We start from the raw sequence: 14,266 nt of genomic DNA on the forward strand, positions 1-14,266 counted from the left end.
TTCGCGCGAGGCGGGCAACTGGCCGGGCTCGCGGATGGCTCACATGCTCGGTGGCCGCGTCTTTCCAGTCAATCGGCGACAGCATATGAATGGGCTATGAATATCGCGCATTCGCGCGCCGCGCCGGGGCGACCGACCCACTGTTCAGAGCAATGACGAAATTCATTCGCAATTCATTGCTTCAGTGGCCTGTTGAAATGTCTATGACTCGACGGCAATCATATGGCCACGCCTTCCCCCCTGTTCAGGTCGTCGCCTCCCGAGGAGTGCAGGTATGTCCGCTGCCAGACCGTCCGTGACCGTCTCCGAGTCCGGTCGCCCTCTGTCCCGCCGCGCGGTCCTCGGCGCCGTGCTCGCCACCGCCGCCGGGCTGACCGCCGCCGGGTGCGGGTCCGGTTCGACGTCCTCCGGGGACGGGGAGTCCTCGTTCACCTACTGGTCGATGTGGAAGCAGGACGAACCGCAGGCCAAGGTGCTCAAGGCCGCGATCGCCCAGTTCACCAAGGACACCGGCGTCAAGGTCAGCGTCCAGTGGAAGGGCCGTCAGGTCGTTCAGCAGCTGGCACCCACCCTGAACACGTCGAACGTCCCCGCCGACCTGGTCGACTCCGCCGACCGCTTCGCCTACGCCCAACTCCAGGCCACCGGACAGGCCTTCGACCTCACCCCGGTCCTGGACCTGTCGATCCCGGGGGAGAAGGGCCACACCGTGGGCGGCGTCATCCCCGCCAAGTACCGGGACCTGAGCACCACCGACGGCACGCTGTGGCAGATACCGTACGAGGTGGTCACCACCCAGGTCTGGTACGACGGACACGCCCTGCCCGACGTCGCCGCCCAACCCCCCGCCACCTGGGCGGAGTTCACCGACCTGCTGGCCACCCGCCGGGCGAGGCGCGGCGACGGGCCGCTCGCCCTCGACGCCGACGTTCCCGACTACGCCGCCTACTGGACGTACTACGCCGTCCTGCGCGGCCTTGGGCCCGGTGCCTTCGCCAAGGCCGCGAAGGACAAGAGCGGCGCCCTGCTGAAGGCGGACGGTTTCGTCGACGCGCTGCGCCACATCGAGAAGCTCGTCTCCGCGAACGACTTCACCAAGGGGTACGACGGCTCGAAGTGGCCGGCCGTCCAGCAGAAATGGGCCAAGGGCAAGTCGGACTTCCTGCTCCTCGGCACCTTCGCGCCCAGCGAGACCGCGGAGTTCGCCACCTCCGGCTTCACCTACCGGTCCTTCCCCTTCCCGGCCTTCACCGCGGGCGACAACACCGCCCAGGACATCTCCCTCATCGGCTTCTCCATCCCGAAGAAGGCCAGGAACACCGCCGCGGCACAGAAGTTCATCGCCTACTTCCTCGCCAAGGAGCACCTGAGCGGCATCGCCTCCCAGGCCAAGAACATCACCCCGCGTGCCGACATCGCGGCCCCCACGGAACTCGCCGACGCGCAGAAGGCGCTCAGCTCGGGCACCGTCGTCAAGACCCTCGACGGCGTGAAGGAGACCGCGGCCGAGTGGTACACCAAGGTGTTCCTGCCGCTGAACACCGAGTTCATCACCGGCCGCCTCACCGCGAAGTCCTTCGCCGGCAAGCTGGCGGACGGTTCCGCCGCCTACTGGAAGACGGCCTCGTGACGGCCACCGACACCCTGCGCCCCGCCGGCGAGGCCGACATCACCCCCGCCCGCCGCCGGTCCGCCGCCTGGCGGGGGGAGTCCCGGCCCAGCCCGCTCGCCGCCCGCCGCAGGAAGCTGTTCTGGCCGATGCTGCTGCCGGCGGTCCTGGTCTACGTCGTCTTCTTCGCCGGCCCCTCTCTGTTCACCCTCTGGCTGAGCCTCAACCAGTGGGCCGGGGCGGGCCCCATGCACTTCATCGGCCTGGACAACTACCGCAGGATCTTCCAGGACCCGACCTTCCGGCACTCCTTCACCAACACCCTCTGGATCATCCTCGGCGCGGGCGGTCTGACCTTCCTGGTCTCCTTCGGACTGACCATGGTGCTGCGGGAGATGAAGGGCCGGAAGGCCGCCCGGTCCATCCTCTTCTTCCCGAACATCGTGCCCAGCGTCGTCCTGGCGATCCTGTGGGGCTTCCTCTTCCAGCACGACGGACTCGTCGACGCCCTCGCCGAGGCCGCGGGCCTCCCGTCGCCCAACTGGCTCGGCCAGGAGAACCTCTTCAAGGTCATCATGATCGGCCTGGTGTGGACCTCCACCGGCTTCTACACCACCATCCTGATGGCCGCCGTCGACCAGATCCCGCCCGAGCTGTACGAGGACTGCGACCTCGCCGGAGCCAACGCCCTGCAGAAGTTCCGGCACGTCACCCTGCCACTGATGTGGGACGTGGTCGGAGTGTGCGCCGTGCTGTGGACCATCTCCGCGGTCAAGGTCTTCGAGTTCATCTACGCCTTCGCCGGCGCCGCCGGCCAGATGCCCGACACCGGCGTGTGGAACACCGCCCTCTACACCTACGGCGAGGCCTTCGCCTCCGGCGGCGTACCCCGCTACGGTTCCGCCGCCGCGAGTGCCGTGGTCATGCTCACCCTCGTCGGCGTGCTCGTCGTCCTCATCCGGCGCTTCATGCGCCGCGACACGGTGCAGTACTGACCGGTATCGCACCACTCCGGTCGCACCGGACACGACCCGCCCCTCGCACGCGCCTTCCGCACCCCGTAACGGAGGTCAGCCCCGATGGCTGTCGCCAGTCCCAGCCGCCCGCCCGGCCCCCTCACCCGCCGGCTGCGCCGGCTCACCACCGCCCGGATCGTCGGCGTACCGCTGGTCTGGCTGTTCGCCGCCTTCAACGTCCTCACCGGACTGTGGCTGCTGATGTCGTCGCTGAAGACCGGCGACCAGATCTTCACCTCACCCTGGCGGCTCCCCACCAGCCCGAACTGGGGAAACTACGCACGGGCCTGGACCGGCGGCCTGTTCGGCCAGGCCGCCGTCAACACCGTCGTCGTCGTGGGCGGCACCGCCGTCGTCACCCTGCTGCTGGCCGCGCCGGCCGCCTACGTCCTCAGCCGCATCACCACACGCCTGAACTCCTCATTCGCCCTGTTCTTCGCCCTGGGACTCGGCATCCCCGCCCAGATGGTGATGCTGCCGCTGTTCGTGGTGATGAACCAACTCCAGCTCGTCAACAGCCTGTTCGGGCTGATCGTCGTCTACGTGGCCACCTCCCTGCCCTTCGCGGTGTTCTTCCTCACCGGCTTCTTCGCCACCCTCCCGGTGGAACTGGAGGAGGCCGCGGCACTGGACGGAGCCACGCCGCTGCGGACCTTCTGGCAGATCATGCTGCCGATGGCGCGGGGCGGTCTCGTCACCGTCCTCATCCTCAACATCATCCAGCACTGGGGGGAGACGGTCTTCGCCCTGGTCTTCATCCAGACCACCGACCACCAGACCCTCTCCCTCGCCCTGCTCGGCTTCCTCCAGCAGATGCAGTACAACGGCGCCGACTGGGGAGGACTCTTCGCCGGTGTGGCCATCGTCGTCCTGCCCGTCCTCGCCTGCTATGTGTGGCTGGGCCGCCGGATCATCGAGGGAATGACCGTCGGCTCCGTCAAGTGAGTACAGCCGATGCGAGATTGAGGACCGTCGTGACCGGAGTTCGTGACCTGAAGTTCCGTCAGCTCGCCGCCGAGCTGCGCCGGCAGCTGCTCCAGGGCGTGTGGCCGGCCGACAGCCGGCTGCCCACCGAGAAGGAACTCGCCGGCAGCAGCGGCACCTCGGTGAGCACGGTGCGCCGCGCCGTCGACGAACTGGTCGCCGAGGGACTGGTCGTCCGCAGACAGGGCTCGGGCACCTTCGTCGTCCCGCCGAGCCCGCCCGGGCCCGGCCGCGCACTGATCGGTGTCAGCGTCCCCGACACCGCCTTCTACTACCCGAAGGTCCTCCAGGGCATCGAGGAGACCCTCTCCGCCGCCGGCGCCCGGCTGCTCTTCGCCTGCTCCGGCTACGACCAGGAACGCGAGGCCAAGGACCTGCGGGACATGCTGGACGCCGGCGTCGACGGCCTGCTCGTCGTCCCCACCCTCGACGGACCCGAACCCGCCCGGGACTACCTCGCCCGGCTGGCGGCACTGCCGGTCCCGAGCGTTCTGGTCGAACGGCGCCACGCCTCCCTCGGCGACACCAACGAATACGTGTGCACCCACCACGAAGCCGGTGCCTACGACGCCGTCCGTCACCTCGCCGGCCTCGGACACCGGACGATCGGTCTCGTCCTGCGTCACCCGAGCCCCACCTCCGGCCCCGTGGCCGAGGGCTTCCACCAGGCGATCGACGAACGCGGCCTGCTCACCGTCGAGTTCCGGGCCGCCCGGGAGGAGTGGAGCCCGGCGGCGGCCGACCGCTGCCTGGCCGTACTGCGCGAGGCCGGGGCCAAGGCGGCCGTCTGCTTCGGCGACCGACAGGCGGCGCTGCTGCTCGGCGCCGCGCGCCGGGCCGGTCTCACCGTCCCCGGTGACCTCGCCCTGGTCGCCTACGACGACGAGATCGCCGACGTCGCCGACGTGCCCCTGACGGCGGTCGCACCCCCGAAACGGCACCTCGGCAAGACCGCGGCCGAAACCCTCCTGCGCCGCCTCGACGACCCCGAACTGCCGCGCAGCCGCGTCCTGCTGCGCCCCACCATCATCGTCCGCCAGTCCTGCGGAGCCGCCCAGGACACCGGCTCCGTCATCCCTGAGGAGAACACCACGTGACCGCCATAAGGCTCGGCCTGATCGGCGCGGGCGCCGTGGGCGTGCTGCACGCCGACGCCGCCGCCGGCACCCCCGGCGTGCGGGTGACCGCCGTCTGCGACATCGTCGCCGAGACCGCGAGCCGCGTCGCCGGACCGCTGAACGCCGCGGTCTTCACCGACCACCGCGAACTCATCGCCTCCGGGCTGGTGGACGCCGTCGTCGTCAACACCCCGCACGCCCTGCACACCGACATCGTCACCGACGCCGCGGCGGCCGGACTGCACGTACTGGTCGAGAAGCCGATGGCCACCCGCTCCGAGGACTGCGTCGTCATGGAGCGGGCCTGCGCCGACGCGGGAGTCGTCCTCTTCGTCGGGCACATCCAGCACTTCCTGCCCTCCACGGCCGCCGCCAAGGCAGCTCTCGACGCGGGCGCCGTGGGGTCCGTACTGGCCGTCCACGACTGGCGCGGCACCGACTACCGCCCCGGCAGCAGGCCCGCCTGGTTCTTCGACCCGGCCGTGTCCGGCGGCGGGGTGTTCATCAACATCGGCACCCACTGTGTGGACCGGCTGCTGTGGCTCACCGGCCGGCGCCCGGTGGCGGTGACGGCGAAGGCCGTCCACCGCGGAGAGCTGCTCGTGGAGACCGACGTACTGGCCCGCCTCGAACTGGAGGACGGAGCCGTCGGGCACATCACGGTCACCAGCACCCAGCTGCCCGCCCGGGACGAAATGACCGTGATCGGCGAACGCGGCACGATCCGTGTCGCACGCGGCTCCGGCGCCGTCCTCCACCCCGACGACGGCAGCGCCCCGGTGGTGCTCGCCGACGAGTCGGCCGACGATGTGCCCACCGCCTTCCTCGACCAACTGGCCGCGTTCGCCGCCGCCGTACGGGGCGAACAGCCGCCCGTGATCCCGGCCGCCTATGGGCGCCACGTCGTCGAGGCCGTGGAGTCCGTCTACGCCTCGTGCGCCACCGGCGAGCGGGTCCTCGTGCCGGACTGGGCGGAGGTGCCCGTTGGCTGACCCGCCCACGGCACCGCGCTGGGAACGGGCGTTCAGCACCCTCGGCTGCCCCGACGCGGACGTCCACGAAGTGGCCCGGCTGGCCCGGACCGCGGCCGGCTCTGCCTGGAGTGGGAGAAGCGGTGGTTCCCGAGGCCCCTCCGCTGGCCGAGGCGCTGCGGTACGCCGCCCTGTGAGTCCTGAGTCCTGAGTCCTGAGTCCTGATTCCTGAGCCGCGAGCCTTGAGCGCCAGTTCACCGTCCCGAAGACCGAGCCACGAGCAAGAGGAGAAGAGGAACGTCCGTGTCGTTCACCCAGGAAGAGATCGCCACCCAGCCGGAGTGCTGGCTGCGTGCGGCCGAGGCCGCCGCGAGTGCCGGTGACGCGCTGCCGTCACCGGGCGAGGAGGTCGCGGTCGTCGGCTGCGGAACCTCCCTGTACATGGCCCGGTCCTACGCGTCCCTGCGCGAGGAGGCCGGCCACGGCCGTACCGACGCCTTCGCCGCCTCGCAGTTCCCGGCCGGGCGCCGCTACGACCGGATCGTCGCCCTCACGCGTTCGGGCACCACCACCGAGGTCATCGACCTGATCGCGGCAGTACAGGGGGCGGCCGCCAGCACCGTGATCACCGCGGACGGGAGCACCCCGGCCGCGGTGGCGGCCGATCACGTGCTGAGTCTGCCCTTCGCCGACGAGCAGTCCGTGGTGCAGACCCGGTTCGCCACCACGGCACTGGCCCTGCTCCGCGCCCACCTCGGCGAGGACCTCGCGCCCGCCGCCCAGGACGCGCGCCGTGCCCTGGCCGAGCCCCTCGACCCGCGGTGGGTCCAGGCCGGGCAGGTCACCTTCCTCGGCACCGGCTGGACCGGCGGACTGGCCGACGAGGCCGCGCTGAAGATGCGTGAGGCGGCCGGCGCGTGGACGGAGAGCTACCTGGCGATGGAGTACCGGCACGGCCCCATCAGCATCGCCGCCCCCGGACGGGTGGTGTGGGTCTTCGGACCGGCACCGGCGGGACTGTCCGAGGACATCACCCGTACCGGCGCGATCCTGGTCGGCTCCGACCGCGACCCGCTCGCCGAACTGGTCCTCGCCCAGCGCCTGGCCGTGGCGTGTGCCGAGGCCGCCGGGCTCGACCCGGACCGGCCCCGCAACCTGACCCGCTCCGTCGTGCTCGTCTGACCGAAGGGACCCGGACCCCATGAGCGGCAGCAGCCCCCCTCCCGGCCATGTGGTCGCCGTCGACCTCGGCGGCACCGACATCAAGGCCGCGCTGGTGGCGAGCGACGGCACCGTGACCCGCACCGAACGCCGGGCGACCCGGCGGGAGCGGGGACCACAGGCCGTCGTCGACACCGTGGCCGAGACGGTCGCCGCCCTCGCCGCCCAGTGCGTGGCCCGCACCGGCCGGCCTCCGCTCGCCGTCGGTGTGGCCGTACCCGGCCTCGTCGACACCGCGCGCGGCGTGGCCCGTTACTCGGCCAATCTCGGCTGGCACGACCTGCCGCTGCGGGCCGTCCTCGCCGAGCGGCTCGGCCTTCCCGTGGCCCTGGGCCACGACGTGCGGGCCGGCGCGCTGGCCGAAGGCCGGCTGGGTGCGGGCCGCGGCCGGCCCGAGTTCCTGTTCGTCGCCCTCGGCACCGGGATCGCCGCCGCCCACGTCCGCGACGGCCGGGTACTGGACGGCAGCGGGGAAAGCGCCGGTGAGCTCGGCCATCTGACGGTACGGCGGGGTGGGCCGCGCTGCGGCTGCGGGCGCCGCGGCTGCCTCGAAACACTGGCCTCCGCGTCCGCCGTGGCCCGCCGCTACGCCCGGGCGACCAACACGGCGGACACCGCGGACACCGCTGACACGGCGGACACCGCGGGTACGACCGGTACGGCGGGCGCGGGCATCGGGGACACGGAAGGTGTGGTGGGATCCGTCGCCGTGACCGCCGAGGATGTCTGCGCCCGGGCGTGCGCCGGTGAACCGGTGGCGCGGCGGATCTGGGACAGCGCCGTGGCGTCGCTGGCCGACGGCCTCGCCGCGTACACCGTGCTGTGCGACCCCGGAACGATCGTGATCGGCGGGGGACTGGCCCGTGCCGGGGCGGCCCTCATCGATCCGCTGCGCACCGGGCTCGCGGCGCGCCTGGCCTTCCACCGGCCGCCGGATCTGCTGGTCGCGGAACTCGGTGCCCAGGCCGGCTGCCGAGGCGCCGCGCTTCTCGCGCTCGACCTCACCGGCGAGCACCGGGCCGCGCGTGGGGCATCCGTGGAGGCGGGGCTGTGATCACCACTGTCACGCTCAACGCCGCGATCGACGTGACCTACACCGTGGACCGCATCCGCAACGGCGCCAGTCACCGGCTCACCGTCGCTCACCACCGGGCGGGCGGCAAGGGGATCAATGTCTCCCGGGTCCTGAGGACGCTCGGCCACGCCACCTCGGTCACCGGACTCGTGGGCGGGTTGTCGGGACAGGCCGTCCGCCGGGAGCTGGCCGCCGCCGGGATGCGCGACGAGCTGGTGACGATCGCCGGGACCACCCGGCAGACCGTCACCGTGGTGGAAGGAGAGACTGGGGACGCCACCGTTCTGCTGGAACCCGGGCCCGGCATCACCGCGGGGGAGTGGCTGGATTTCCGGATCAGCTACCGTCGCCTGCTGTCGGCCTCCCGAGTGGTGGTGATCTCGGGCAGCCTGCCCGAGGGACTGCCCGACGACACGTACGCCGAACTGGTTCTGCTGGCCCGCCGGGAGGGCGTCCCGGTGGTCCTCGACACCGCCGGCCCTCCGCTGCTGGCAGCCCTGTCCGCCGGTCCCGCCGTGGTGAAGCCGAACGCACAGGAACTGGCCGAGACACTCGGCGCGTCCGCCGACGTCCGTGCGGGAGCCGAGAAACTGCGCGCGGCCGGGGCCCGGTCCGTGGTCGTCTCCCTCGGCCCCGACGGCCTGCTCGCCGTCACCCCGGACGGTGTCTTGTCGGCCCGGCCACCGGGACGCCTGAACGGAAATCCGACGGGCGCCGGGGACGCGGCGGTCGCCGCGCTGAGCGTCGGCCTGGCCGGGAACACACCGTGGCCGGAACGTGTCCGGCAGGCGGTCGCGCTGTCGGCGGCAGCGGTGAAAGCCCCGCTGGCGGGTGACTTCGACGACCGCGTCTACCGGGACCTGCTGTCGGCGACGACCGTCACGCCCGGCGGATGAGGCCGTCCGCCCGGCCCGCCGCCGCGCACCCGCAGCCCGCGCCGCGGCACCTCACCCGCACACAGACCGATAGGCCGGCCGTGCCGCCCACGGTCCGCCCTGCCGAAGAAGGAGAACCCGCCCATGCCCCTCGTGGGAACCGGCCCGCTCGCCGACACGGCCGCCGCCGCGCACCGAGGTCTCGGCGCCTTCAACGTCGTCGACCTCGAACACATCACCGCGATCGTCACCGCGGCGGAACAGGCCGAGACCTCCGTCGTCCTGCAGATCAGCGAGAACACCGTCCGCTATCACGGCGCCCTGCGCCCCCTGGCCTCGGCCGCCCTCAGTGCCGCCGAGGAGTCCCGGGCGCCGGTGTCCGTGCACCTGGACCACGCCACCTCGCCGGCCCTGGTGGAGGAGGCCGTCGCGCTGGGGGTGCCGTCCGTGATGTACGACGCCTCCGCGCTGCCGTACGCCGAGAACGTCGCCGCCACCGCGGCGCTCGTGGAGTTCTGTCACGGGCACGGGGTGTGGGTGGAGGCCGAACTCGGTGAGATCGGCGGCAAGGACGGGGTGCACGCGCCGGGCGCGCGCACCGACCCGGCCGACGCGGCACGGTTCGTCGCCGCCACCGGGGTCGACGCCCTCGCGGTCGCCGTCGGCACGTCGCACGCGATGCTCACCCGTGATGTGGCCCTCGACTTCGCGCTCATCCGCGAACTGCGTGACACCGTGCCCGTACCCCTGGTCCTGCACGGCTCCTCCGGGGTCGCCGACGCCGCTCTCGCCGACGCGGTGGCCTGCGGAATGACGAAGATCAACATCGCCACCCATCTCAACTCGCTGTTCACCCGGGCCGTACGCGCCGACCTGGAGTCCTCCCCGGTCTCCGTCGACCCCCGCCGCTATCTGGGGGCGGGCCGCGCGGCGGTCACGGCCGAGACCGGGCGCCTGCTGCGGCTGATCGGCCGGGCGCCGCAACCGGCCGCGCCGTAACCCGACCCCGCACCCCACCCGCACGGTCCGTACCCCGCGCGTCCCGATGGAGCGCGCCCCTCGCAATGTCCCCCGACCCCGTTCCCAGCGGAGGAACACCGTGCACGAGAACACAGCCATGACCTTCGGCCGCCGTGGTTTCCTGACCGCGGCGGCGGTCGCTCTCGGCGCCCTGACCGGCGCCGTCCAGCTCGGCCCGGGCGCCGCGCCCGCCCGGGCCGAGGACGCCGAGGCGGTCCTGCGCGCCCTGTGGGCCGACATCCTCACCGGCGGATCGATCGACCCCACCGACGACGCCTACGCCTCCGCCCTGTCCAGCCTCTCCACCACCGCCACCGACCTGTGGAACTCCCTGTCCGCCGACGCCTCGGCAGGCGCCCTCTGGCCGGGACTGACCCTCACCGCCCCCGCGAACATGACGACCAGCTGCAAGCGACTGGCGACCATGGCGACGGCGTACGCCACCCCCGGCGCGACCGCCACCGACGGCAGCGGGCGCACGCTGCACGGCGACCCGGAGCTCGGCGCGGCGATCGTCTCCGGCCTCGACTTCCTCCACGCACAGGTGTACAACGCCGACACCGCCGAGTCCGGCAACTGGTGGGAGTGGGAGATCGGTTCGCCGTCCGCACTGGTCAACGCGGCCGTCCTGGTGTACCCCCTGCTGTCGTCGGCGCAGACAGCCGACCTGGTCGCCGCGGTCGACCACTTCGTGCCCGACCCGACTCTCAACAAGTACGGCACCGCCCGATCCACCTCCACCGGAGCCAACCGCGTGGACCTGTGCCAGGTCGTCGCGGTGCGCGGCATCCTCGGCGGAGACGGCGAACGCATCGCCACCGCCGTCTCCGCCCTCTCCGACGTCTTCCCGTACGTCACCTCCGGCGACGGCCTGTACGCCGACGGGTCGTTCGTCCAGCACACCTACATCCCCTACACCGGCACCTACGGCATGGTCCTGCTGCGCGGCCTCGCCGCGCTCTTCCAGCTCCTCGACGGTTCCGACTGGGAGATCACCGACACCGCGGCCACCCACGTGCACACTTCCGTCGACACCGCCTTCCGGCCCTGGACGTGGAACGGCCTGTGCATGGACGCCGTACGCGGCAGAGCGGTCAGCCGCGTCGCCGAGACGGACTTCTCCGACGGCACCCTCGTCATCGAGTCCGTGCTGCGCGCCGCCGAGTCCGCCCCGACCACCGCCCAGGCCGACCACTTCAGGAGCCTGGCGAAAGGATGGATCACCCGCGGCGAGGACTACGCGCCCTTCGCGGACACCGCGTCCATCGCCGGAATCGCCATGGCGCAGCCGGTACTCGACGACTCGTCGATCAGCGCCGCCGGTGAACCCGCCGGGCATCTCCAGTTCCCGTCCATGGACCGGGCCGTGCACCGCGGCGACGGCTGGGCCTACGCCCTCTCCCTGTCCTCGGCCCGCGTGGCCCGCTACGAGTCGATCAACGGCGAGAACCTGCACGGCTGGCACACCGGCGACGGCATGGGCTACCTCTACCTCGCCTCCGACCCGGGCCACTGGACCGACGGCTACTGGCCGACCGCCGACCCCTACCGGCTGCCCGGCACCACCGTCGACACCCTCGCCCTCGCCGACGCGGCCGGCACCGGAACCCGCTCCGCCGCCACCTGGGTCGGCGGAGCGAGCCTGTCGGGCACCTACGGCTGCGTGGGCATGGACTTCCGGCAGTACGGATCCACGCTGACCGCCAAGAAGTCCTGGTTCCTCCTGGACGACAGCGTCGTCTGCCTGGGCGCGGGCATCAGCGGAGGCAGCGGGGCGGAGGTCGTCACCACGGTCGAGAACCGCAACCTCCACGAGGACGGCGGCAACACCCTCACCGCGGACGGCACCGCCCAGCCCGCCACAGCCGGCTGGGCAAGCACCCTCCAGGTGGACTCCTGGGTCCACCTGGAGGGCGTCGGCGGCTACCTCTTCCCCGGCGGCGCGACCGTCGAGGCGGCCCGGACGACCCGCACGGGCGCCTGGAGCGACATCAACACGCTGTCCGGGCCCACCGACACGCTCAGCCGGCAGTACGTCTCGCTCTGCCTGTCGCACGGCACCGCCCCGGCGTCCGACGCGTACGCCTACGTCCTGCTGCCCGGCTTCACCAAGGCGCGGACGGCGGCCCGCGCCGCCGCCCCCACCGTCACCGTGCTCGCCAACTCGAGCGCGGTGCAGGCGGTACGGGACACCGCGAGCGGCGTGATCGCGGCGAACTTCTTCGCGGCGGGCTCGGCCGGGGGCATCACGGTCTCCGCGCCGTGCGCGGTCATCACCCGCCAGGCGCAGGGCCGGTTGGCCGTCGGCGTCTCGGACCCGTCCCGTACGGCCTCCACCGTCACGGTCCAACTCGCGCTCGGCGGGGACCTGGTGAGCGCCGACGACACGATCACCGTCATCCGGTCGGCACCGGACACGGTTCTCGTCGTCGACCTCTCCGGCGCGGCCGGCGCCACCCGCGAGGCCACCTTCACCCTCACCTCGGCCGTGCTCGCCCCCGTGGGGGACGCCTACGTCCGGGACGGCGCCTACGCGGCGACCGGCTACGGAAGCGCCACCACCCTGGTCGTCAAGAACGCGAGCGGCAGCGGCTACAGCCGGCAGTCGTACCTGGCCTTCGACACCTCACCCCTCATCGGCGCGATCAGTGCCGCCACCCTGTCGGTGTACGGCTACGTCTCGGACAGTGGCGGCGACACCACGTCGATCGCCGCCTTCGGCGTCGCCGAGACCGACTGGACCGAGTCCACACTCACGTGGAACACCAAGCCCGCCCTCGGCGCCGTTCTGTCCTCCACCGTCGCCACGACCACCAGAAGTACGCTGCGGTTCGACGTGACGTCCCAGGTGGGGCCGGCCCTCGGCGGCAGGGTGTCACTGGCCCTGGCCGAGCAGGCCGCGGGCCTGGCCGTGATCCTCAACTCCCGTGAGAACACCGTGAACCCGCCCATGCTGCTGCTCACCGTGGCCGCCGAGTGACAAGCCCGCTCGTGTCAGCTGAGCGGGGTGCCGAGTCGTCGCCCGCCTCGCGAGCGGACACCGTGCGAAGCGCTCGCCGGACGCTGTTCCCGACGTGCGTCGGCCCCGGCGGATGCCGGGGCCGGTGGGACTTGGCTGTGGGTGGCGGCGGGTCAGTGTGCCGGCCAGCTGAGTGCGGTCAGGACCGCGCTCTGCACCGTGACCGGCGTGCCGCCGTTGTTGAGGAGCCGGACGCGCATGCCGCGGCCGGCCGTCAGGTGCTTGGTGAGGGGGGTGACGTGGTAGGTGTCGCCCAGGGTGCCGACCGCCTCGTCGATCGGGTGGTCGGCGATGTGCTGGTCACCCTCGTACTCCGACATGCGGACCTGGACGGTCGCGCCGGCCGCGAGTCCGGTGATGTGCAGGCTCACCGAACCGGTGAACCGGCAGGCGCCGCGGGCGAAGACGGAGCCGTCGGTGGCGTGCTGGTCCGCGGTGTCGGCCCACTCGGTGGTGAACTCCACCGAGTCCCAGGCCCCCGGGGCCAGTTGGTAGGGCGCGGCGATGCCGAGGTTCACTTGGTCGGGCACGGGGTCCTCCTCGTCGGTGTTCGCCGTGGTGCCCGCGGCCCAGGCGCGCAGGGCGGCCTCGGAGCGGTAGGCGATGGATCGGTCGAGCGGGGTGCTGGTGAACTGCCACAGCAGCGGCGTCCAGCCGGACGGCGCGGGCCGTGCCGCGGCCTCCGCGCGCGGGTAGTCGGCGGCGCCCCAGGGGTAGGCCGGGTACCAGAGCGGCAGGCCGCCGGGGACATGGCCGGCGGCCAGGTCGTCGGCCGAGGTGTAGATCCCGACGCGCTGCCCGGGGAACGCGCCCTGGACGGCCGCGATCCAGGCCGCCGCCCACGACCGGATCTGGGCGGCGGAACGGCCGGCGTAGTTGCGCCGGTCGGGGTAGGCCTCCAGGTCCAGCCAGTGCGTGTACAGCGGCTGCGCGTCCGCGTAGGGCCGGGCGGCGCTGACGTAGTTCGCGGCCTCGGTCCTGGCGTCCTGGTTCGGCCACGCGAAGTGGTAGCTGCCGGGGAGGAGCCGGGCGGCGATGATGCCCGAGATGTGCAGGGGGAAGCGGCTGTCGTGGCTGTGCTCGCCCTCGCTCGCCTTGGCGAAGCCGAACGCCAGGCCGGCCCGCTTGTGGGCGGCCCAGTCCTGCGGGGCCTGGTGCTCGGAGACGTCGATGCCCCGGCAGGTGGACGAGGCCGTCATGCGCCGCCTTCCGTCGATGCCGATGTGGGTGGTTGGGGCTGCGGCATGGTCAACTCCCTGTGCTCAGCCGTCGACTGACCACCCTCACACCGTCCCGGCCGGTACGCTCAGGAAAGAGAGGTTTTGCACCACTTTTGGATCGTGTCTTTCGGAGACCCC

At 72.2% G+C, this 14,266-nt stretch carries 11 protein-coding genes; 10 read left to right on the plus strand and 1 reads right to left on the minus strand.

The window, feature by feature from the left end; all coding sequences use genetic code 11:
* The first annotated feature begins 274 nt into the window (after window positions 1-274).
* From MB828_RS06830 to MB828_RS06875, 10 genes are all read left to right on the plus strand, one after another.
* Window positions 275-1,630 carry an ABC transporter substrate-binding protein gene (locus MB828_RS06830; protein ID WP_301647360.1) on the plus strand — a complete coding sequence of 452 codons (1,356 nt, stop codon included), beginning with the start codon at window positions 275-277 and terminating at the stop codon, window positions 1,628-1,630.
* Window positions 1,627-2,604, plus strand: coding sequence for a carbohydrate ABC transporter permease (locus tag MB828_RS06835; RefSeq protein ID WP_301647361.1), 978 nt, complete (start codon window positions 1,627-1,629; stop codon window positions 2,602-2,604). Before MB828_RS06830 ends, MB828_RS06835 begins: the two co-directional genes overlap by 4 nt.
* A gap of 84 nt (window positions 2,605-2,688) precedes the next feature.
* Window positions 2,689-3,570 (plus strand): carbohydrate ABC transporter permease, encoded by an 882-nt coding sequence (locus MB828_RS06840; protein ID WP_301647362.1) that lies wholly within the window; start codon window positions 2,689-2,691, stop codon window positions 3,568-3,570.
* Window positions 3,571-3,599: 29 nt separating this feature from the next.
* Window positions 3,600-4,706, plus strand: coding sequence for a GntR family transcriptional regulator (locus MB828_RS06845; RefSeq protein ID WP_301647363.1), 1,107 nt, complete (start codon window positions 3,600-3,602; stop codon window positions 4,704-4,706).
* Entirely contained in the window at window positions 4,703-5,719 is a 1,017-nt protein-coding gene (locus tag MB828_RS06850) for a Gfo/Idh/MocA family protein (protein ID WP_301647364.1), read from the plus strand. The genes MB828_RS06845 and MB828_RS06850 overlap by 4 nt, the downstream gene beginning before the upstream one ends.
* A gap of 282 nt (window positions 5,720-6,001) precedes the next feature.
* Window positions 6,002-6,880, plus strand: a complete 879-nt coding sequence (locus tag MB828_RS06855) for an SIS domain-containing protein (RefSeq protein ID WP_301647365.1) — start codon at window positions 6,002-6,004, stop codon at window positions 6,878-6,880.
* 19 nt (window positions 6,881-6,899) lie between these two features.
* Window positions 6,900-7,973, plus strand: coding sequence for an ROK family protein (locus MB828_RS06860; RefSeq protein ID WP_301647366.1), 1,074 nt, complete (start codon window positions 6,900-6,902; stop codon window positions 7,971-7,973).
* Window positions 7,970-8,890 (plus strand): 1-phosphofructokinase family hexose kinase, encoded by a 921-nt coding sequence (locus MB828_RS06865; protein ID WP_301647367.1) that lies wholly within the window; start codon window positions 7,970-7,972, stop codon window positions 8,888-8,890. The genes MB828_RS06860 and MB828_RS06865 overlap by 4 nt, the downstream gene beginning before the upstream one ends.
* A 123-nt stretch (window positions 8,891-9,013) precedes the next feature.
* Window positions 9,014-9,868: a class II fructose-bisphosphate aldolase gene (locus MB828_RS06870; protein ID WP_301647368.1), complete on the plus strand. Its 855-nt coding sequence runs from the start codon at window positions 9,014-9,016 to the stop codon at window positions 9,866-9,868.
* 100 nt (window positions 9,869-9,968) lie between these two features.
* On the plus strand, window positions 9,969-12,869 hold the full coding sequence (locus MB828_RS06875; RefSeq protein ID WP_301647369.1) for a polysaccharide lyase family 8 super-sandwich domain-containing protein: 2,901 nt from the start codon (window positions 9,969-9,971) through the stop codon (window positions 12,867-12,869).
* Between the two features lie 152 nt (window positions 12,870-13,021).
* Here the strand turns inward: MB828_RS06875 and MB828_RS06880 are convergent, their stop codons facing one another.
* A complete protein-coding gene (locus MB828_RS06880) occupies window positions 13,022-14,107 on the minus strand; it encodes a glycoside hydrolase family 25 protein (RefSeq protein WP_301647370.1) in 1,086 nt (361 codons plus the stop codon).
* Between the last annotated feature and the right edge of the window lie 159 nt (window positions 14,108-14,266).

Source organism: Streptomyces arenae (assembly GCF_022343545.1).
GTDB classification, from domain to species: Bacteria; Actinomycetota; Actinomycetes; order Streptomycetales; family Streptomycetaceae; genus Streptomyces; species Streptomyces humi.

What these genes read in the sequence shown, in the direction of transcription:
- MB828_RS06860 (WP_301647366.1), top strand. Translation starts at nt 6,900, where the DNA reads ATGAGCGGCAGCAGCCCCCCTCCCGGCCATGTGGTCGCCGTCGACCTC.
- MB828_RS06880 (WP_301647370.1), bottom strand. Translation starts at nt 14,107, where the DNA reads ATGACGGCCTCGTCCACCTGCCGGGGCATCGACGTCTCCGAGCACCAG.
- MB828_RS06830 (WP_301647360.1), top strand. Translation starts at nt 275, where the DNA reads ATGTCCGCTGCCAGACCGTCCGTGACCGTCTCCGAGTCCGGTCGCCCT.
- MB828_RS06870 (WP_301647368.1), top strand. Translation starts at nt 9,014, where the DNA reads ATGCCCCTCGTGGGAACCGGCCCGCTCGCCGACACGGCCGCCGCCGCG.
- MB828_RS06840 (WP_301647362.1), top strand. Translation starts at nt 2,689, where the DNA reads ATGGCTGTCGCCAGTCCCAGCCGCCCGCCCGGCCCCCTCACCCGCCGG.